This is a genomic window from Paenibacillus sp. CAU 1782 (assembly GCF_054551715.1).
Genome location: NZ_JBTOLL010000012.1, coordinates 75,127 through 92,381, shown reverse-complemented (window position 1 = coordinate 92,381; position 17,255 = coordinate 75,127). Strand labels below are relative to the sequence as shown.

At 51.1% G+C, this 17,255-nt stretch carries 17 protein-coding genes; 13 read left to right on the top strand and 4 right to left on the bottom strand.

All coding sequences use genetic code 11. From position 1 onward, the window contains the following. The first annotated feature begins 58 nt into the window (after window positions 1-58). Window positions 59-1,333 (top strand): stage II sporulation protein P, encoded by a 1,275-nt coding sequence (gene spoIIP, locus ACX93W_RS20085; protein ID WP_459394161.1) that lies wholly within the window; start codon window positions 59-61, stop codon window positions 1,331-1,333. A 160-nt stretch (window positions 1,334-1,493) separates the two neighbouring features. Then, a complete protein-coding gene (locus ACX93W_RS20080) occupies window positions 1,494-1,943 on the top strand; it encodes an SUKH-3 domain-containing protein (RefSeq protein ID WP_459394160.1) in 450 nt (149 codons plus the stop codon). Between the two features lie 238 nt (window positions 1,944-2,181). Here ACX93W_RS20080 and ACX93W_RS20075 read toward each other — a convergent pair whose 3' ends face one another. Then, window positions 2,182-3,555, bottom strand: coding sequence for a ParB/RepB/Spo0J family partition protein (locus tag ACX93W_RS20075; protein ID WP_459394159.1), 1,374 nt, complete (start codon window positions 3,553-3,555; stop codon window positions 2,182-2,184). A gap of 158 nt (window positions 3,556-3,713) precedes the next feature. On the opposite strand from ACX93W_RS20075, the gene ACX93W_RS20070 reads away from it, so the two are divergent. The 7 genes from ACX93W_RS20070 to ACX93W_RS20040 all read left to right on the top strand — a co-directional run bounded on the left by ACX93W_RS20070 (window position 3,714) and on the right by ACX93W_RS20040 (window position 9,793). Further along, window positions 3,714-5,717, top strand: a complete 2,004-nt coding sequence (locus tag ACX93W_RS20070) for a hypothetical protein (protein WP_459394158.1) — start codon at window positions 3,714-3,716, stop codon at window positions 5,715-5,717. A 405-nt stretch (window positions 5,718-6,122) separates the two neighbouring features. Beyond that, window positions 6,123-6,284 carry a DUF1328 domain-containing protein gene (locus ACX93W_RS20065; protein WP_459394202.1) on the top strand — a complete coding sequence of 54 codons (162 nt, stop codon included), beginning with the start codon at window positions 6,123-6,125 and terminating at the stop codon, window positions 6,282-6,284. A gap of 87 nt (window positions 6,285-6,371) precedes the next feature. After that, a complete protein-coding gene (locus ACX93W_RS20060; RefSeq protein WP_459394157.1) occupies window positions 6,372-6,815 on the top strand; it encodes a general stress protein in 444 nt (147 codons plus the stop codon). Between the two features lie 82 nt (window positions 6,816-6,897). Continuing rightward, window positions 6,898-8,037 carry a PP2C family protein-serine/threonine phosphatase gene (locus tag ACX93W_RS20055; protein ID WP_459394156.1) on the top strand — a complete coding sequence of 380 codons (1,140 nt, stop codon included), beginning with the start codon at window positions 6,898-6,900 and terminating at the stop codon, window positions 8,035-8,037. A 256-nt stretch (window positions 8,038-8,293) separates the two neighbouring features. Continuing rightward, complete coding sequence (locus ACX93W_RS20050; RefSeq protein WP_459394155.1) at window positions 8,294-8,926, top strand: hypothetical protein; 633 nt, start codon at window positions 8,294-8,296, stop codon at window positions 8,924-8,926. A 112-nt stretch (window positions 8,927-9,038) separates the two neighbouring features. After that, window positions 9,039-9,374, top strand: coding sequence for an STAS domain-containing protein (locus tag ACX93W_RS20045; protein ID WP_459394154.1), 336 nt, complete (start codon window positions 9,039-9,041; stop codon window positions 9,372-9,374). Continuing rightward, complete coding sequence (locus ACX93W_RS20040; RefSeq protein ID WP_459394153.1) at window positions 9,371-9,793, top strand: ATP-binding protein; 423 nt, start codon at window positions 9,371-9,373, stop codon at window positions 9,791-9,793. The genes ACX93W_RS20045 and ACX93W_RS20040 overlap by 4 nt, the downstream gene beginning before the upstream one ends. A 49-nt stretch (window positions 9,794-9,842) precedes the next feature. Here the strand turns inward: ACX93W_RS20040 and ACX93W_RS20035 are convergent, their stop codons facing one another. Both ACX93W_RS20035 and ACX93W_RS20030 read right to left on the bottom strand, forming a co-directional pair. After that, a complete protein-coding gene (locus ACX93W_RS20035; RefSeq protein WP_459394152.1) occupies window positions 9,843-10,724 on the bottom strand; it encodes a CheR family methyltransferase in 882 nt (293 codons plus the stop codon). Further along, a complete protein-coding gene (locus tag ACX93W_RS20030; protein ID WP_459394151.1) occupies window positions 10,724-13,522 on the bottom strand; it encodes a response regulator in 2,799 nt (932 codons plus the stop codon). The genes ACX93W_RS20035 and ACX93W_RS20030 overlap by 1 nt, the downstream gene beginning before the upstream one ends. Before the next feature lie 148 nt (window positions 13,523-13,670). Between ACX93W_RS20030 and ACX93W_RS20025 the strand changes: the two genes are divergently transcribed. Genes ACX93W_RS20025 through ACX93W_RS20015 form a run of 3 tightly spaced genes read left to right on the top strand, consistent with a single transcriptional unit; the run spans window position 13,671 to window position 15,400 of the window. Beyond that, entirely contained in the window at window positions 13,671-14,141 is a 471-nt protein-coding gene (locus tag ACX93W_RS20025) for a DUF948 domain-containing protein (RefSeq protein WP_459394150.1), read from the top strand. A gap of 36 nt (window positions 14,142-14,177) precedes the next feature. Continuing rightward, window positions 14,178-14,627 carry an anti-sigma B factor RsbW gene (gene rsbW / locus ACX93W_RS20020; RefSeq protein WP_459394149.1) on the top strand — a complete coding sequence of 150 codons (450 nt, stop codon included), beginning with the start codon at window positions 14,178-14,180 and terminating at the stop codon, window positions 14,625-14,627. Next, entirely contained in the window at window positions 14,624-15,400 is a 777-nt protein-coding gene (locus ACX93W_RS20015) for a sigma-70 family RNA polymerase sigma factor (RefSeq protein ID WP_459394148.1), read from the top strand. The genes rsbW and ACX93W_RS20015 overlap by 4 nt, the downstream gene beginning before the upstream one ends. 246 nt (window positions 15,401-15,646) lie before the next feature. Here ACX93W_RS20015 and ACX93W_RS20010 read toward each other — a convergent pair whose 3' ends face one another. Then, the gene (locus ACX93W_RS20010; protein ID WP_459394147.1) at window positions 15,647-16,051 is read right to left on the bottom strand and encodes a YtxH domain-containing protein; all 405 of its coding nucleotides are present in this window, start codon (window positions 16,049-16,051) and stop codon (window positions 15,647-15,649) included. Between the two features lie 193 nt (window positions 16,052-16,244). Here ACX93W_RS20010 and ACX93W_RS20005 point away from each other — a divergent pair, with 193 nt between their 5' ends. Then, window positions 16,245-17,201: a 1,4-dihydroxy-2-naphthoate polyprenyltransferase gene (locus tag ACX93W_RS20005; protein ID WP_459394146.1), complete on the top strand. Its 957-nt coding sequence runs from the start codon at window positions 16,245-16,247 to the stop codon at window positions 17,199-17,201. Window positions 17,202-17,255: the final 54 nt, after the last annotated feature.

Here is a 17,255-nt window from a genome sequence, read left to right as displayed (position 1 = left end):
TCCCTCGTATCCCGTCGAAATTCGTAGAGATACGTTTGTAAATGGAGGGGAACGGGCTTTGAAGCTGCGAAATGTTGGAATATGGGGAACTGCCGCCATTTTGTTATGGAGCGGGGCAGGGGATGCAGCTTACGCATCCGTAAAAGTGACGGGCTCGACCACCGCCATTGCTGCGGAGGCAACAGCAGAAATTTTGAAACAGGCAACTGTTGTACATATAGTGGCAGTCACGAATTTGCGTAAAGGACCGGGCATGGAGCATGACATTGTGGGCAAAGCCCAGGCCGGAGATACGTACAAAATCGAAGGTATAGAAGGGGACTGGTTCAAAATAGCGCTCCCGAGCGGCAGCAAGGCTTATGTGGCCAACTGGGTCGTGGAGACGGATGCCTCCGCGCAGCCGGAGCAGCCAGTTTCGGAACAGCCAGGCTCGCAGCAGCCGGGCTCTGGGGATGGCAACGCCAATCCCGGGGGGAATGTTGAACCTGCGGCGACTATGGTGCATATTGTTGCTGTCACCAATCTTAGAAGTGGCCCCGGCATGGATTACGATGTTGTGTCCAAGGCCAAAAGCGGCGATGCTTTCCGGATTGACGGTTCGGAAGGCGAGTGGTACCGGATTCTGCTTGTTAACGGCAGCAAGGCTTATGTGGCCAAGTGGGTGGTTAAAACAGGCGAGGTGCCGCATAGCGAAAGCCTTGTCTATATCTACCATACTCATAATCGCGAATCATGGAAAAATGTAGCTCGCAGCACAAAAGGCGGAGCCTACGATGACCGCGAGATCAATATTACGCTTGTAGGCAAACATATGGCGGAAGTGTTGTCGAAAAAGGATATTCCCGCAATTGCGGAAAATGCGGACATCGCTACCCGGCTGACAGAGCAAAAGCTGAGCTATTCGCAGTCCTACGCGGAATCAGGCAAGGTTGTTTCCAATGCGGTCAACACCTATGCTTCGTTGTCCTATTTTTTCGATATCCACCGGGATGCAGATGTGCCGCGGAGCAAAACGACGGCATCCATCAATAAAAAGTCATACGCAAAAGTGATGTTTGTCATCGGCACGGCCAATCCCAACTACAAGGAAAACAAAAAATTCGCGGATGCGCTAAATGCGATTATGAATAAAAAATACCCCGGCATGTCGCGCGGCGTTTTATTAAAAAGCTCGCATCAGGGCAACGGCGAATATAACCAGTCGGTTTCCCCCGGCAGTCTGCTGATGGAATTCGGCGGCGTAAACAATACGCTGGAGGAAAACCTCAATACGGCCGAGGCGTTTGCAGACGTATTCGCGGAATACCTGAAGCAGCAAAAGGCGGCAAAATAAAGATTCGCCCATACGCCAATAGAGTGTAACCTTATGCAAACAGAAACAATACCTTTACGCCAATAAAGACAACGTCTTTATGCCAACAGAGCGGAAACCTCTGTTGGTTTTTTGCGATTAAAATAAAAAAAGAACAGTGCATGAGAAGGGGGCCTAGGGCTTGGATTTGGCGGAAACGACAAAACAAATGCTGATACAGGCGGGATGGGAGCCTGGTGAGCGAGTGGATATAGACCATGCGGTCCGTTTCCTGGAGGGCATGGGGTATGAGGTGCCCGAGGCTGTCAAAGAAGCATTAAGCCGCTTTGGAGGAAAAATATTTGAGGTAACGCATCCTGAGGGACATATGGAACGGTTCCATTTTTGCCCCGATATTGCAGCGGGAGATTATTACGAGAAGGAAGATTTTGAAGAGTTCGAAGACCTTGTGAAAGAATCATTATTAATTATCGGAGAAGCGTACCGCGAGCATGTCATTTTGTTAATTTCCGAGTCGGGCAAAATATATGGTAAAAACGGCGGCTCCTTAAGTAAACTCGGCGATACGATTTTTGACGCCTTGGATACGTTTTGCCTTTTCAAGTCGACGGAGGAAGTGTCGGGGAGATGAGGATGTGTTAGGAGTCCGAGGAAATGCTAAGGAGTCTGTAGAGGTGTTAAGGGGTCTGTAGAGATGTTAAGAAGTTAATTAAAAACGACAAGCCGTCCAATTAAAACGGCTTGTCGTTTTGCCTTAGTGGCGGTAGGATTTGCTTCGATCACACTGTTGAAAACTCACAGCACTTAACGAGATGATTTAAGACTAGTCATCACATCTTGATTGCCCTGAATTGTCCTGAATATTGGTCTTAGTTTGGCAGCTTGCCCCGCAGCTCTTGCCATTGAGTCAATTGACCTTGCAGAGCCGTAATAATAGCGTCGATCTCTCCGGCGGACAAAGCTTCGGCCTCCTCTTGAAGAGAAGCCGCCAGCTTGTAAATCGTGCTGCTCAGTTCATTCTGCCTCGGCAAAATCTCCTGCAGCTGCCGCATCAAAGCCGACACGCTGCTGCGAGCTTGCGAACCCGGAACGCCAAAAGCAGGCGCCGTGGCCGGCTCGCCAGAATAAACAACGCCGCTGCCGGTTGTCCCGCCCACGCTCACGCCTGCGCCCCCTGCCGCTCCAGCCCAAGCGGCAGCAGCCGAGTTAGGGCCGCCGCCGGCAGCTCCGTTAAAGTCAGCTGCTGCACCGCTGCCGCTGAGCATGCCACCGGCAGCCGAGCCGCCGGCACTGTTGGCCGTGCTACCGCCACCGGCAGCCGAGCCGCCGGCACTGTTGGCCGTGCTACCGCCACTGGCAGCCGAGCCGCCTACACCGCTGGCCGTGCCACCGCCAAATGCTGCACTACCGCCACCGGCCGCCGTACCGCCCGGCGCAGCGGAGCTGTTGTCGCGGGAGGCTTGGGCCTCGGCGGCAAGCTCAGCTTTCCTAGCTGCGGCTTCCTCTTGCTCCTGCTGAGCCTTGGCGCGTTCTTTGCGGTTTTGTTCATAGACCGACCAGGTTTCGATCAAGCCGCCGCCATTTTTGAGCAGCAGCTTTTCCTTGGTATTGTCGGAGATCGTTTTGTCCTTGAACAGCTTGGCGATTTTTTTGACATCGCTGACGGCCAGCTCGTCCCGCGCCGCGATAAGCGCGAGCGGATCGCGATGCTCCATCGGCAGATCCTTCAACGGCATCAGCTGATCTTCCGTCAGCCGGTCCTTGCGAATTTCCGTTCCGCTCACGATCAGCTTTTTGACGGCGTTGCTGAATTTGAGCAGCTCCATTTTATTTTTTATGTAGCTTTCCGGCTTGCCCAGCTTGGCCGACAGAAACTTGACGGAGCTGCGGAACCGGTCATCATTCAACAGCTTATGGAAGGCCTCGGCTTCCTCGATCGGCGAAAATCCTTCCCGCGTCAGGTTTTCCGCGATTTGCTCCAGGTAAATCTCCATTTCATCCGTAGCCTGGGATACGATACACGGAATCGTTGATCTTCCCAGCATCTGGCTGGCTTTATATCGGCGGTTCCCGTAAATAATCATATAACGTCCGCCTGCTATAGGCCTTACTTTGATGGGAGACAGCAGACCGATCTCCTGAATGCTGCTCATCAGCTCCTGCAGAGCCTCTTCGTCAAACTGGTATCTAGGTTGATCTTTATCCTCGTCGATCAACGCCATTTGTATTTCAACAACGTTCATTTCGATTCTCCTTCGCCGTTCTGACCATTTCTACTAATTGTCCTTATTATATAATAGAGCAAAAGTAAAAGGTAACTAATCTTCCCTTCGTAACGTCTTATAAACAACAACATGACCTGCCCGTTGAAAAATGATTTCAAGGGATAGGAGTATGGAATATGAATAAACCATTTTGGATGACGGCTTTGGCATCGTTGCTGATTTTGGCGTTTCTGATTATTCCGGGATTAAAGAAGGATACCGGACAAAGCCCTGAGAATGCAGGCAGTGAGCAACATATTCCGGCATCAGAAATGCAGGCACCGGAAATGCAGGCATCAGAAATGCAGCATGCCGAGGTTATTCCGCCCTCCTTCACGCCAGTGGATGTAAAAGAAAAGACGATGGCGGAGTCAATAACAGCCGCGGACGTCGACGGAGGAGGCTTCAAGCTTTCGTTCCCGGCAGACTCTTACGTGAATCTGCTGGCATTGGAGCGGACGGGGGATTCTTTTGTGCAATTGATCTCCTATGAGGACGGAAGCAAAAGCGAAGGGGAAAATGAGACGATTCGTTACGAAGCGCTGGTAGTGAATCCAGGCGAAAAGGAATGGAGAGGCATACCGCTTTACGAGACTTGTGGACATGAATACAGCTGGGATTACCCCTTCCGTGTCATCGATGATCGTTACATCCTGTTTGTGAAGCAAACAAGGACAGGGGATATTCTACAATACGATTTAGTCCGTTTGGATGTGAAATCGAACACCGTAGAGACTGTTGCGCCAGCATTTTGGATACGGTATCAGGAGCCGAATAGCTACGTTGATGATTTTTTGCTGGCAGACTGGCAAAGCGACAGCGGCGACAAATTGCTGTTGTCAACATTTATGGGAAAGATGTGGCTTTTTGACAAGTTTAACGACCGCGTCACTTCCTTCTCGCAAACATTCCCGGCATATGGCGATCTCGGCAGCAAGCCGCTCCGCAGCTTGTCTTATCCTTCACCGGATTTGAGCCGGATGGTGTACCAGGTTGTCAGTGGCTCGCAGATTGAGCCAAGCCGGCATTTTCAAGTCGTTGATTTGGAGAAAACCGACGTTCTCGCCCAGATCAGCCTGGAGGATAGCTATATCGCAGGCGACGGGAGCGTGGTATGGAACAAGAGCGGAACGGCTTTTTTTCTGGAATATGCCAATGACATTGAACCAATGGGAAGCGCATTTGAAAACGGGCAAACTGTATTCGCGCAAGGCATCGGTCTGTATGACCGTAACGGAGGCGAAATCCGCAAGCTGAAGGTTCGACCCGGCTCGCGGGAGCGAATGAACGTGTTTGGATGGATTGGCGATGACGAGCTGCTGGTAGAGCATTATGTTCCGACAAAGCAGGGAGAGAACGGCTGGGAGAAAAGCGATTCCGTCTACAAGATTCATCATGTGGAAACCGGACAAACAACAGTCCTTGCGACGGTTTTGGATGGGGCCGATTTAAAGGAACCGCTGTTGATCAGACGGCATGAAGGGATAGCGGTTGGTTTATCGGGGTTTGTGCTGCTGGACATGAATAACAAAAAGATTTGGGATGCTGGGACGGAAGGGCGGACATGGGAAAACGAAGGCGAGGTTTACTTCCAGCCGTATAGCGGGGAAACCACTTTTTTGTTCCGCTGGAATGGAGAGACCAGGGAACTGGAATGGATGTCCGATATGCGGAGCCAATTCATCGGCGCTTTTGCCGGGGGCTGGATAGCCTCATGGGATGATGATGGAGGATTGCAATTCAGACCAACAACCCTCGATCCTTTTAATGTAAAAGGCGATTTGCCTATCCTTCCAGCAGCATTTTCGGAAGAGCTGTCAAGCGGAGAGTGGTGGCAGAGAGAAATCACGTCAGTTAACATCTTGCCAAGCCTTGGTCAGAAACGCGACGAGGGCAAAAGCCGATTCGGATCGATTGAGCTTTTGGCAACGGACGGGGAGCAGTACATGCTGGACGGGGGGGAGCGGCGCTATTACGGAACCTATGAAACGGTATTTGTTGGTCAAGACGGCAAACGCCATGAGCTGCAGCCCGACCTCCGGGAATTGTCTCTCGTCTTGGATTCGGAGAAGGCTTCTATGGAGGTATTCGGGATGGAAGAGCATGATCTGATTCTGCTGGATACCGATCAGAACCATTAATCTATTTTATGCCATCGGCCATGCTGCCCATCTGGAAGCCTGTCTTAAGCCGGTTAACGGAGAATGGCAAATCTATGATTTTGGCACGCTTGAAACAGAAAAGGTCGATGGCTTTCCGGGTTACAATGGCTTTAAGCTTGAGGATTCGCTTGATGTTCATTAACGGCTATACAAGGTTGTAGACGCTTTACATGCGCCGGGCCTGGCTGCAGCACTTTCAACATGTGTTGTTGCCAAGTCCGGCGTTTTTTGCAGAGGTCCTAACTCCCGCAGACAAGGCTGGATTACGCGGAAGTCAACAAATGGAAGCAGGCCACTCTGTTTCAAAGGGAGAGGATGCGGTTAAGAACTAGCAAGCCGGTGGCAACTGATTAGATTTACAAAAAAGAAAGCGTGGTGATACTTATGTTACGCTGGGCATTAGCATTTTTTATTTTCGCCATTGTGGCGGGCATATTCGGCTTTATGGGCATTGCTTCCGCCATGGCAGGAGTCGCCAAAGTATTGTTTGTTATCTTTGTTGTACTGTTCCTGGTATCCCTGATTTTTGGCCGAAGACGCGCTTGAAAATGATCATTTCAGATGGCGGTTTGCATCGCCGATACTTGAAGCTTATAATTTACTCTTTTTAAACAATAGATAACGGAGGGATTTATGATGAAAACAACGAATACAGCTATTACGAGAGTGTTTACAGTAGATTCCCGCGAGGAAGTGCAAGAGCAAGCAGACAAGTTCCGCAGGGATGGTTATAGGGACGATCATATTTTTGTACTGACGCATGATAAATCCAGAACCAAACGGATCGCCGAGCAAGAAAATGTAGAGGAAATCGGGATCGCGGAGGAAGGGCTGGGAACGGCAATTGCCAACCTGTTCCGTTCGACCGGCGACGAGCTGAGAGCCAAAATGCAGTCGCTCGGCATATCGCCCGGCGAAGCGGAACGGCTGGAGCGGGAGATGGACGGCGACCGGATCGTTGTGATCGCATGGGGCGGCAAGGAATATGGCGAGGACGACTTCGACAGGGATGTATATTACCATCCGTATCCGGGCTTTCATCATGGAGGTTTTCCGCATAACCGTCCTCCATTCTAATGTATTGAAATAGCCTGCTCGAAAGGGTAGGCTATTCTTATATGTACGCAGTATCGTGAACCGTTCATAGGAGGATAGACAGATGCGTATTATAATCGTAGACGACAACGTAACCAATCAGATGATTATAAGGACAATATTGAGCAAGGAGGGGTATTCCGATCTCCGTATTGCTTCTTCGGCGGCGGAACTGTTTCGCATGCTTCATCTGGATTCGGAGTGCGGCGCGGAGGAGCCGGTCGATTTGATTTTGCTGGATATGATGATGCCGGAAATCGATGGGCTGGAGGCTTGCCGGCGCATTCAGGCGGAGGAACGGTACCGTGATGTGCCTATTATTTTTGTCACGGCGGTCGGAGAGTCTACCAAGCTGGCGGAAGCGCTGGATGCGGGAGCTTCCGATTATGTCATGAAGCCGATCAACAAGCTGGAGCTGATGGCCCGAATTCGTTCCGCGCTGCGTCTCAAGCAAGAAAAGGACTGGCACAAAAAACAGGACAAGCGTATCCGCTACGAGTTGGAATTAGCCAAGCAAGTGCAGCGAAGCGTGCTCAGCGATCCCATCCTTAACGAGCGGATTGAAATAGAAGCCGAATACCGGCCATCCTCGGAGCTGGCGGGAGATTATTACGCATGGTTTCGGATTGACCGGAACCGTTACGGCATTATTTTGCTGGATATGATGGGGCATGGTATTTCCTCTTCATTGGTTTGCATGTTTATATCATCGGTTTTGAAGGATCTCATTTTGCGAATTACTGATCCCGAAGAGGTGATGGTGGAGCTGAATCGTTACATGGGGCAGCTTTATCAGAAGGATGAACTCATCAATTATTATTTTACCGGAATTTTTCTGGTCGTGGATACAGACAGCCGAACGTATGAATACGTCAATGCGGGCCATCCGCCCGGACTTGCCATTACGGAGGACGGATGCTCCGAGCTGTTGCCTGGCGGTCCTGCAATCGGACTGTTTCATCAAATAAAGGTCGTAAAAGAAGTAGTATCGTACCAGCCTGGCACTGTTATTACGCTTTATACGGATGGCTTGCTTGACGCAATGGGGGAAAACGGCGATGAAGAGCGCCGCGAAGTCATGAGCGCCGCTGTTCGCGGCGGGCGGGGAGACAATCCCGGCGTATTGGTCGACACCCTGCTTGGAGAAGGTGAAGAAAACGCGCAGCGGGATGATATTTGCCTGGTTCGCGTTACGTTGAATTGATTTTGCCCCGGCTGCTCCCACTCCTTTTATACAATTTGCCGCAAAAGGGTTTCAAACGTTCCATTTACGTTTATAAAGAATTATAAGTGCGCGTTCAAAAAATACGGTTAGCAGTACCGAGAAGACGGGATTTCGACTGAATGCCAGATTCGACGACTGACGATGCCGCTTGGCATGCTTCGTAATGGAAAGCGGATGTTTTGAACAACCTCTATAAGAACCTTAAACCGAGGCAATAAGCTGGGAGGCGACGGACATGAGAGTATTGTTTCTCGTCACGTTGATCATATGCGGTGCATTGGGAACAGCTGGAGGCGAAGGAGCGGACAATAGTAATGCGGTGCCGGAAAACCCGCCTGTATTTGTAGCGGGGGTCCCGGGAGGGCAAAGCCTGGGATTGGCAGAGCCGAATAAAGACGATGCGTTATGGACATCCAATTCGGTGAAGGCATCAACAACAGAGCCCGTAAGAGTTGAAAAGAGTGCGACAACGGCGATGCAGCCGGCAGAGCATAAGCTGAAGACGGTATGCGGCGTTTCGCTTTACGATAGCCGGGAGGATGTTGTCGCCAAGCTTGGCGAGCCATCTGTTATCCAGACGGATGAGTTTTTTGCCGATTTGGAAGTTTATCAGTATGAAGGTTTGCGCGTTGCCTTTATGGGCGAGTTCATCCAATACGTTGATATCGAGCTGACGCATGGCCTGGAGCTTGACGGCATTCCCGTTGAATCCACCAAGGAAGCTTTGGTGAAGGCCTTGGGCGAACCGGATTATAAGGCCGAGGACGGTATTGTGTTTCAGCGGGACGAAGCGCTGCTTAAGCTGTTTCTCGACCCCGAAACCGGAAAACCGTATGCGATAAGCTATTATCATATTGCGACCGTTTGACGGCTAGACATAGAGCGCTTTTTAGAAGAAACCTATTTTTTCCAAATAAAGACTTGTCAACCATGTATTCAACCGATATGATTTAATTATGATAACAGGGCGGAGTGAAACAATGATGAAAACGGTACCTTTTGCAATCCAGCAGAGCGAGCGCGACGGAGTTTATACACTAAAGCTGAGCGGTGAGCTTGATTTGTCCGTCGTCCCCCAGCTGCAGAAGTCGCTCCAGCACGTGCTGCAGCGCACCGATGTGGCGTTGGCGCTTCATCTTGGCAGTTTAACGTACATCGACAGCACGGGAATTGGCATAATCGTGTCGATTCTGAAGGCGAGGGATGCCATTAACGCACCGTTTTACGTTCAGGAGATTCCCTCCTCGATTCGCCGTTTGTTCGACTTGACGGGATTGTCGGGTTATTTGAAGGAAGGGACAGAGGCGCAGGGATGAAAGCGATAGGATTGCAGATACCGGCCCATGCCGATTATATTGACGTGGCAAGATCGTGCCTGTACGGAGTGGCAGTTAAGCTGGGGTTTAGCTTTGAGGATATAGAGGATATGAAGGTTGCGCTGTCGGAGGCTTGCAATAATGCGGTGTTGCATGGCAGCGGCGATGATGATGGTCCCGTGATCGACATCTCGTTCCAGCCAGGCGACGGCGTTCTTGCCATTTCCGTTATCAATCGCGGCCCTTCCTTTCCGTACGAGGCTGCGCGCCATGATTCATTGCCGCTCCAGGGCGGGAACAGCAGCGAGCTTCGCGTAGGCGGACTTGGGATCTTCCTGATGGAGGCGCTGATGGACGAAGTTAATGTGTTATCGCAAGAAGGCTGCACGGAGGTGCGCTTAATCAAATACAAATCCTGAAAAAAGGAGGCCTGACATTTGTCGCCCTCCTTTTTTGCGTTTTCGTCTATTACCCCTCGATCGGAAGCTTTCGGAAAATACGTTCCTCCGGCATAAATTCACTAAATTGCGACTTGTGGGGGGAGATAAAAGATTCTTTTCCTCCTAAAGCAAGGAAACCGCCCTTGGCCAAACTTTCACTTAAAACACCATGCACCCGGTTTTGAAGCTCCGGATTAAAATAGATCAGCACGTTCCGGCACAGGATAACGTGAAACTCGTTAATGGAGCCATCCGTCGCCAGATTATGCCGGGCAAACATCATTTGTTTTTTGATCTCGTCATGGAAGTAGGCAGAGGCGTGATCCGTGGAGTAATAGGCGGAAAACTCGCGTGTTCCTCCAGCCTGCAAATAATTTTTTGTATATGCCTGCATGCGCTTCAACGGAAAACGCCCTTCCTTCGCCAGCGAAACGGCCTCCTTGCTCATATCCGTTGCATAGATCGTCGAACGTTCCAAAAGTCCCTCTTCCTGCAGCAGAATAGCCATGGAATAAACCTCTTCGCCGGTGGCGCAGCCGGCATGCCAGATGCGCAGCTCCTTCTTTTCCCGAAGCACCGGCGCTACGTTGCGGCGGAAGGCAAGAAAAAACTCGGGATCTCGGAACATCTCCGTTACTTTAATCGAAAAGTCCTCCAGCAGCTTCTCCAGAAAACCTTCCTCGTGCAACACTCGATTCAGCAGAGAAGTGACGGTTGGAAGCTTGTCCTGCGTCATCCGGTTGCGAATGCGGCGGCGCAGCGAGGAGCGCAGATAGTTGCGGAAGTCGAAGCCGCTGCGGCGCCGAATAGCCTCCAGCAGCAGCTCGATTTCCAACTCCTCCAGCTCAGCCGGATCTTCGTCCGTATCGGCATAGGGGATAACTTTGTTATTCCACCATTCAATCGGCATTAATGATCCACCTGCTTTGTCAGCCAAACGCGCATCAGGGAGAAAAGCTGCTCCATCTGAATCGGCTTGCTGATATAATCGGAGGCGCCCGCTTCCAGGCAGCTCTCCATATCGCTTCTCATCGCTTTTGCGGTTAACGCGATGATTGGCGTATTTTTCATAAGCGGATGGCGCCGCAATGCGCGCGTCGTCTCGAAGCCATCCATAATCGGCATCATGATATCCATAAGAATCAGGTCGAAACGAGTGTCCTCGTCCACCATTTCCATACATTCCTTGCCGTTTCCGGCCACCGCAACCTCAAGTCCCCGCTGCTCCAACGCATGAATAATAGCAAATACATTGCGGGCGTCATCCTCCACCAGCAGCACCCGTTTGCCCTGGAAAGGATTATCCTTGTTTTTGTCGCTGCTTTCCGGCTCTCCATCGAGGACTACTGTATCCGCTGCCGTTATCGCAAGTGGACTTTCTTCCATCGCCGGAACACTTTTTCCGGGAGCTGCCAAGTTTTCCCTTGCTGCTGCGGATTCCTGTTCGGCCTGCTGCGCTTCCATGGCGGCCGCATCATATTCCGTTGGCATATACAGCGTGAAGGAGCTTCCTTTGTGCAGCTCGCTGTCAACGACGATGCAGCCGTGAAGCAGGCGGGCAAACTCGCTGCAGATGGACAATCCAAGTCCGGTGCCGCCATAAATGCGATTTGTATTTCCGTCTACCTGCTGGAATGCTTCGAAAATCAGCTCCTGCTTGTCTTTTGGAATGCCGATGCCGGTATCGATTACGGAAAAAGCGACGATCCGGTTGGGATCGGCATAGGGCAAGCGATGTCTCGCAACGACAGGGTCGGCTTTATGAATTTTCAGCGTAACGGAGCCGCTATCGGTAAATTTAAAAGCGTTGGACAGCAGGTTTTTCAGAATTTGCTGAAGCCGCTGCCCGTCTGTACGAATGATTTGCGGAACGTCAGGCTGCATTTCGTGCTGGAACACGACATTTTTTTTCTCCGCGACAGGGTCGAAGCTCAGCTTCATCAAGTCGGGAATTTCCGTCACATTGACCTCATCCAGCACAATCGAAATTTTGCCGGCTTCAATTTTGGACAAATCCAGAATGTCGTCGATCAGGGTCAACAGGTCCCTGCCGGAAGAGTGAATAACGCGGGCGTAACCCTCCTCCTCGGAGGACAACGACTTATCCGTATTTTCATACAGCAATTGGGACAAAATCAGAATGCTGTTCAGCGGCGTGCGCAGCTCATGGGACATGTTGGCCAGGAAGTTTGTTTTGTACTGGGCGCTTTGCTTCAGGCGGTCCGCATATTGCTCCAGGTCTGCTTTTGCTTGCTCCAGCTCTTTCGTTTTTTGCTCGGCGTACAGATTTTGCTCCTCCAGATGCTCCGTTGTCATCCGCATTTCCTCTTGCTGCATCTGCAGCTCCTCGGATTGCGCCTGAAGTTCTTCCGTTTGCGCCTGAAGCTCCTCGGTAAGCGTCTGCGATTCGCCCAGCAGCCGTTCGACTTCCATTCGTCCAGCGGCATTGTCGATGGCTACGCCAAGATGGTCTTCGATCGCCTCCAGAAGCTGCAAATGCTGGGTTGTAAATGGTTCCAGCGAGGCGAATTCAATGACGGCTATGGAGTGGCCCTGGAATTCAACCGGCACCACCAGCACGCTTTTTGCCCGGAATTCGGCAAGTCCGGATTGAATGCTGGCTTCGTAGTCCTGCGGTTGATTCAGCAGAAATGCCCGTTTGTCCTGTGCGCATTGTCCCACCAGCCCTTCGCCAAGCCTGAAGCTTCTGCCGCCCGCCGGATCTCCGGAGCCCGCATACGATGCCAGCTGCTCCAACCGGTCTTGGCCTCCGCTGCCCCTGCGAATATAGAAGGCGCCGTAACTTGCCGAAACCATGGGCGCCACCCTGCTCAGGAAGGAAGAAGCCAGATTGCGCAGATCGTCCATGCCTTGATTCATGGTGGCGACTTCCGCTACTTTTTCCTGCACCCAGGACTTGGCCTCCAAATTTTCCAGAAGGATATTCATGGATTCCGCCAAATCTTTGATTTCATCATTGGACTGAACGTTAATCCGTTTGGTCAAATCGCCTTTTGAACGCGATATTTCGCTAATCATGCCGACCACCTGCTTGATGGTCCGCACAATGGAATTGGATACGATCAGCACAATCAAAAATGCGATCACGGAAACGGCGCCCACCATAATGTACAGCCCGATCGTCAGAGCGGTATTGCGGGTATCCAGATCGCTCAGATAAGCTTCGTTATCCGCCAGATGTTTGACACGGAGCGATTCCAGCAGCTCTCTTAATCTTTCGATATCGCGTTTGCCGGGATCATCCTGAAAAAAGTGCAGGATCGCTTCGTTCTGATTGTTGCGTTTCATCTCGATTGTGGGTTCCCCGGTTGTGGAGATCCAGCGTTCTATCGTTGTTTTAATTTCTTCCAGCTCGCCCTGCTTGGAGGGATTGTCGCCGATAAAGGCTTGCAGCGCTTTAAACTGGCCTTCCCATTCCATAATGCTGGTTTTGTAAGGCTCCAGATAAGCCTCGTCCCCGGTAATGAGATAACCGCGCTGGCTTGTTTCCATATTAATGACATTGTAACGGATGGTGGTGATCAAATTGCTGATCTCCATATCTCTCGCCGTCATGGTTTCGATTTCGTTCTGAAGGGAGGAGATTCGGTTGGTCACGATGAGGATAGCCGCCCCCATGCAGCAAATAATTAAAATATATCCAATGGCTATTTTGAGCCGGATGCCGGCCCGGAATGCTTTCGGCATAATGGCCTCCTTTTTGAAGTCGTTCAAAAGTCCGCTGCGTTTTCTATACTCTATTATACCATGCCGAGAGGATGGCAGACCCTTTTTTGGCGGAGTCGTTTCAAAGACTGATTACAGGGGTATAACGTTACAAAGGGAGTGATGAGCGATGGAAATCGTGATCGGCATATGCGCAAGCGTGCTGACCGTTGTTCTGGTGCTGGTGCTTTTGATGGTGCTCAAAACATTGCGGCAGGCGAATGTAGCCATAGATGAGGCAAAGCGCACGATGAGCGAACTGCGGGAGGAAGTCCTTCAGGTCAGCCAGGATGCGCGTTCCGTTATTCATCATACAAATGCGGTAACGATAGATATCCGCGAGAAGATGAAGGAGCTTGATTCATTGTTCGGCAGCGCCCGGGAAATCGGCCACGCGACGTTTGCGTTAACCTCGGCTGTGCGGCAAACCGCCTCAGGCATGGCTGCCAAAATAAAATCAACGGGCGTTACGGCGGCAGCGGCAGTTTCCCCAGCCCCTAAGCCTGCAGCGCAAAACCGGAAGGAAGAGGCGACGGTTGCAGCCATCGCGGACGGCGTAGCCTCGGCGATACGCATTTGGACCAAACTTCGGCAAAATTAGTTTATAATAAATAGACTCGAGAAAGGAACGTGCCCTATGACGAAACAGACGCCGATCCTATTGCGAATACCGGCTTCGGCCGACTATCTGGATATCGTAAGAACGACACTTTATTCCATAGCCAGCAAAACCGGCTTTTCATACGAGGACATCGAGGATATGAAGGTTGCCGTGACGGAGGCTTGCACAAATGCGATCCTTCATGCATATGGCGGGCGGGGAGAAGGCGTTATCGAAATTGCTTTCCAGCATGCCGATGACGAGGGGCTTCAGATTAACGTCCGCGATAACGGAGACAGCTTTCCGTTCTCCCCATTGGAGCCGCAAAGCGCGACGCTGCACGACACTCCGCTTCGGGATGCGGCGATCGGCGGGCTAGGCCTATTTATGATGCAAGCGCTTATGGATGAGGTGGATGTAAGAACGGGACAAGGCACCGAGGTTGTACTCATCAAGCGCAGGAGCAGAAACGAGGAGATGGTATGAGCCTTCATTCCTCTGGACTCACCCCTCAGCAAGCAGCGGAAATGATGGAGCTGTACCGGACGGAAGGCTGCAATGACAGTGCGACAGAGCTGCTTCGCCACTACGAGCCCATTGTTCGGATGGCGGCGGGAAAGATGTCGCGCAGCCGGCCGGATCTGTATGAGGACCTGTATCAGGTAGGTCAAATGTCCATGCTGAGGCTGTTCAAGCAATACAATGCCGACCGTGAAATTCCTTTTGAAGGCTATGCCATGAAAAGCGTCATCGGCCACCTGAAAAACTATTTGCGAGACAAGTCATGGTATATTCAGGTGCCGCGCCGAATCAAGGAAAAGGGGCTGCTCGTCCAACGCGCAATCGATGAATTAACGGTGAAGCTGGGACGTTCCCCTCAAGTTGAGAATATCGCCAATTATTTGGAGCTGTCGGTGGAGGAAACGATAGAGGTGCTGGCCTCAAGAGAATCCTATCAGTATGTTTCGCTGGATACGCCGCTGTCGTCCGAGGGCGAAAGCGTAGCAACAATTGGCGATATGATTCGGTCGGATAGCGATGATCTGCAATCGCTTGATGGCCGTCTTGATTTGCGCGAGGCGATTGGCAAGCTCAAAATTCAGGAGCAGACGGTGCTGTCGCTGGTCTATGACAAAGGACGCTCCCAGCGTGAAATAGCGGATGAGCTGGGCATTTCCCAGATGAGCGTTTCCCGCATTCAGCGCAGGGCGATAGAGCAGTTGAAGGGTTTGCTGGGAGAGGATCATTCTTCCGGCTAATCCGGTTTGAGCGTTTAACCGCAATCATACATAACACGGACTGGCAAGCGCTATATCCTGGACCCTGCTAAAGCTCGTTATGCCGATTTATATCCGAATACTGGAAGGATAACTGCTCGCGATCCATATGCCTCTAATAGGTTCATGCAAACGGGAAGTCGGGTGCTCGCACACCGGACTTCCCGTATTTGTTGTTTTACTGAGGCTCGCTTGTTATGAGCGGTGCCGTCTGTTTATAAGGTTGCTTTAGTTGGAGGAATTTCCATTGACCGGCGGCAGCGAAGCGATATCCGATTTGATGCCTTCAGCAGCGTCTTGAATCGCTTCTTTTGTTCCAGTGCTGAATGCTTCAGCCGCTTCCTTGGCTCCTGAGCCAACAGCTTCGGCAGCTTCTTTGGCATGTTGACCAATGCTGGCTGCTGCTTCACCGGCATTGCTGACAGCCTGGCTGGCTGTTTCCTTCGTGCTGCTGCAAACGGCGTCTGCCAAATCTTTGGCGCGTCTGCCGACGGTTTGCAGTTGTTGTCCCAAATCGGATCGAAGCTCCTGTCCCGATTTTGGCGCCAGCAGCAAAGCGGCGATAACGCCTACGGCTCCTCCGACCAGTGCTCCTGTAATAATACCCGATGTTGTTGAATTATGTTTAGACATGGTTCATCTCTCCTTTGGATGTTTGATGGTGTGTCTTATAGTTGGTACTTACCCTCTTTTGTCGGCATCGAATCAGGAAGTGACAGATAAGTTTAACGAATGGGTGAGAGTGAAATTCATGTTTGGCTTGTGATAAAAGTCACTTTGGTGGATTTGGCGCGGCGGTATACTGGCATTGAAAGGAATGATAGCAATGAACAGTATACTCAAATTTCTCAAGCTGGTGGAGATACAGACTAAGGTAGCCAGCATGCTGCCCTTTTTGCTTGGCTCCGTTTATGCCTGGTTCCGATTTCAATCCTTTGATATCGGCTTATGGCTTCTGATGTTTGCCTCGCTGCTTTTATTCGATATGACGACTACTGCAATCAATAATTTATACGACTATGTCAAAGCGCAGAAAAAACAGGGTTACGGCTACGAGGAGCATAATGCGATTGTCAAATTCGGCATGAATCCGGTGACGGTTTTTATAATGATCGTCGTGATGTTTTTAACATCCGTCGCCGCCGGGCTTGTGCTTGTTGCCCAGACGGGATTGGTGGTGCTGGCACTGGGAGCCTTGTCGTTTGGCGTGGGCATCCTGTATTCCTTTGGCCCTCTGCCGATTTCCCGCATGCCGCTCGGCGAGTTGTTTTCGGGGTTGTTTATGGGTTTTGTCATAACTTTTGTCGCCGCCTATATCCATACGGACGGCAATCAATTGGCTTCGATTACCCTTCAGGACGGAATGCTTGGCGTCAGTGTCAATCTGATGGAGACGCTGCTGCTGCTGCTGGTTTCCATGCCGGCCGTGCTGGGAATCGCAGGTATTATGCTGGCCAACAATATATGCGATATGGAAGAAGATTTGGCCAACAAGCGCTACACGCTTCCGGTATACATCGGTCAGGAAAAAGCGCTGCTGTTGTTCCGCATCATTTATTATGCCGCTCTACTGGATGTGCCGATTTTGCTCATTATGGGCGTAAATCCCGTTATTGCGCTGCCGCTGCTGCTAACACTGATTCCGGTGCGTCGGAACATAAAGACTTTTGCCAAAGCGCCGGCCAAGGCAACCACTTTTGTGCTGTCGGTTAAAAACTTCAGCCTGACTACAACAGCTCGCATAGCTGTTATGCTGCTTGCGATTTTTATACCTTGGCATTGATGGCAAGTTTGCAGGACAATGATCGGTATGAATGGAATTAAAAAAGGGGCTGTC

What these genes read in the sequence shown, in the direction of transcription:
- ACX93W_RS20075 (WP_459394159.1), bottom strand. Translation starts at nt 3,555, where the DNA reads ATGAACGTTGTTGAAATACAAATGGCGTTGATCGACGAGGATAAAGAT.
- ACX93W_RS20070 (WP_459394158.1), top strand. Translation starts at nt 3,714, where the DNA reads ATGAATAAACCATTTTGGATGACGGCTTTGGCATCGTTGCTGATTTTG.
- ACX93W_RS20065 (WP_459394202.1), top strand. Translation starts at nt 6,123, where the DNA reads ATGTTACGCTGGGCATTAGCATTTTTTATTTTCGCCATTGTGGCGGGC.
- ACX93W_RS20060 (WP_459394157.1), top strand. Translation starts at nt 6,372, where the DNA reads ATGATGAAAACAACGAATACAGCTATTACGAGAGTGTTTACAGTAGAT.
- ACX93W_RS20055 (WP_459394156.1), top strand. Translation starts at nt 6,898, where the DNA reads ATGCGTATTATAATCGTAGACGACAACGTAACCAATCAGATGATTATA.
- ACX93W_RS20050 (WP_459394155.1), top strand. Translation starts at nt 8,294, where the DNA reads ATGAGAGTATTGTTTCTCGTCACGTTGATCATATGCGGTGCATTGGGA.
- ACX93W_RS20045 (WP_459394154.1), top strand. Translation starts at nt 9,039, where the DNA reads ATGATGAAAACGGTACCTTTTGCAATCCAGCAGAGCGAGCGCGACGGA.
- ACX93W_RS20040 (WP_459394153.1), top strand. Translation starts at nt 9,371, where the DNA reads ATGAAAGCGATAGGATTGCAGATACCGGCCCATGCCGATTATATTGAC.
- ACX93W_RS20035 (WP_459394152.1), bottom strand. Translation starts at nt 10,724, where the DNA reads ATGCCGATTGAATGGTGGAATAACAAAGTTATCCCCTATGCCGATACG.
- ACX93W_RS20030 (WP_459394151.1), bottom strand. Translation starts at nt 13,522, where the DNA reads ATGCCGAAAGCATTCCGGGCCGGCATCCGGCTCAAAATAGCCATTGGA.
- ACX93W_RS20025 (WP_459394150.1), top strand. Translation starts at nt 13,671, where the DNA reads ATGGAAATCGTGATCGGCATATGCGCAAGCGTGCTGACCGTTGTTCTG.
- rsbW (WP_459394149.1), top strand. Translation starts at nt 14,178, where the DNA reads ATGACGAAACAGACGCCGATCCTATTGCGAATACCGGCTTCGGCCGAC.
- ACX93W_RS20015 (WP_459394148.1), top strand. Translation starts at nt 14,624, where the DNA reads ATGAGCCTTCATTCCTCTGGACTCACCCCTCAGCAAGCAGCGGAAATG.
- ACX93W_RS20010 (WP_459394147.1), bottom strand. Translation starts at nt 16,051, where the DNA reads ATGTCTAAACATAATTCAACAACATCGGGTATTATTACAGGAGCACTG.
- ACX93W_RS20005 (WP_459394146.1), top strand. Translation starts at nt 16,245, where the DNA reads ATGAACAGTATACTCAAATTTCTCAAGCTGGTGGAGATACAGACTAAG.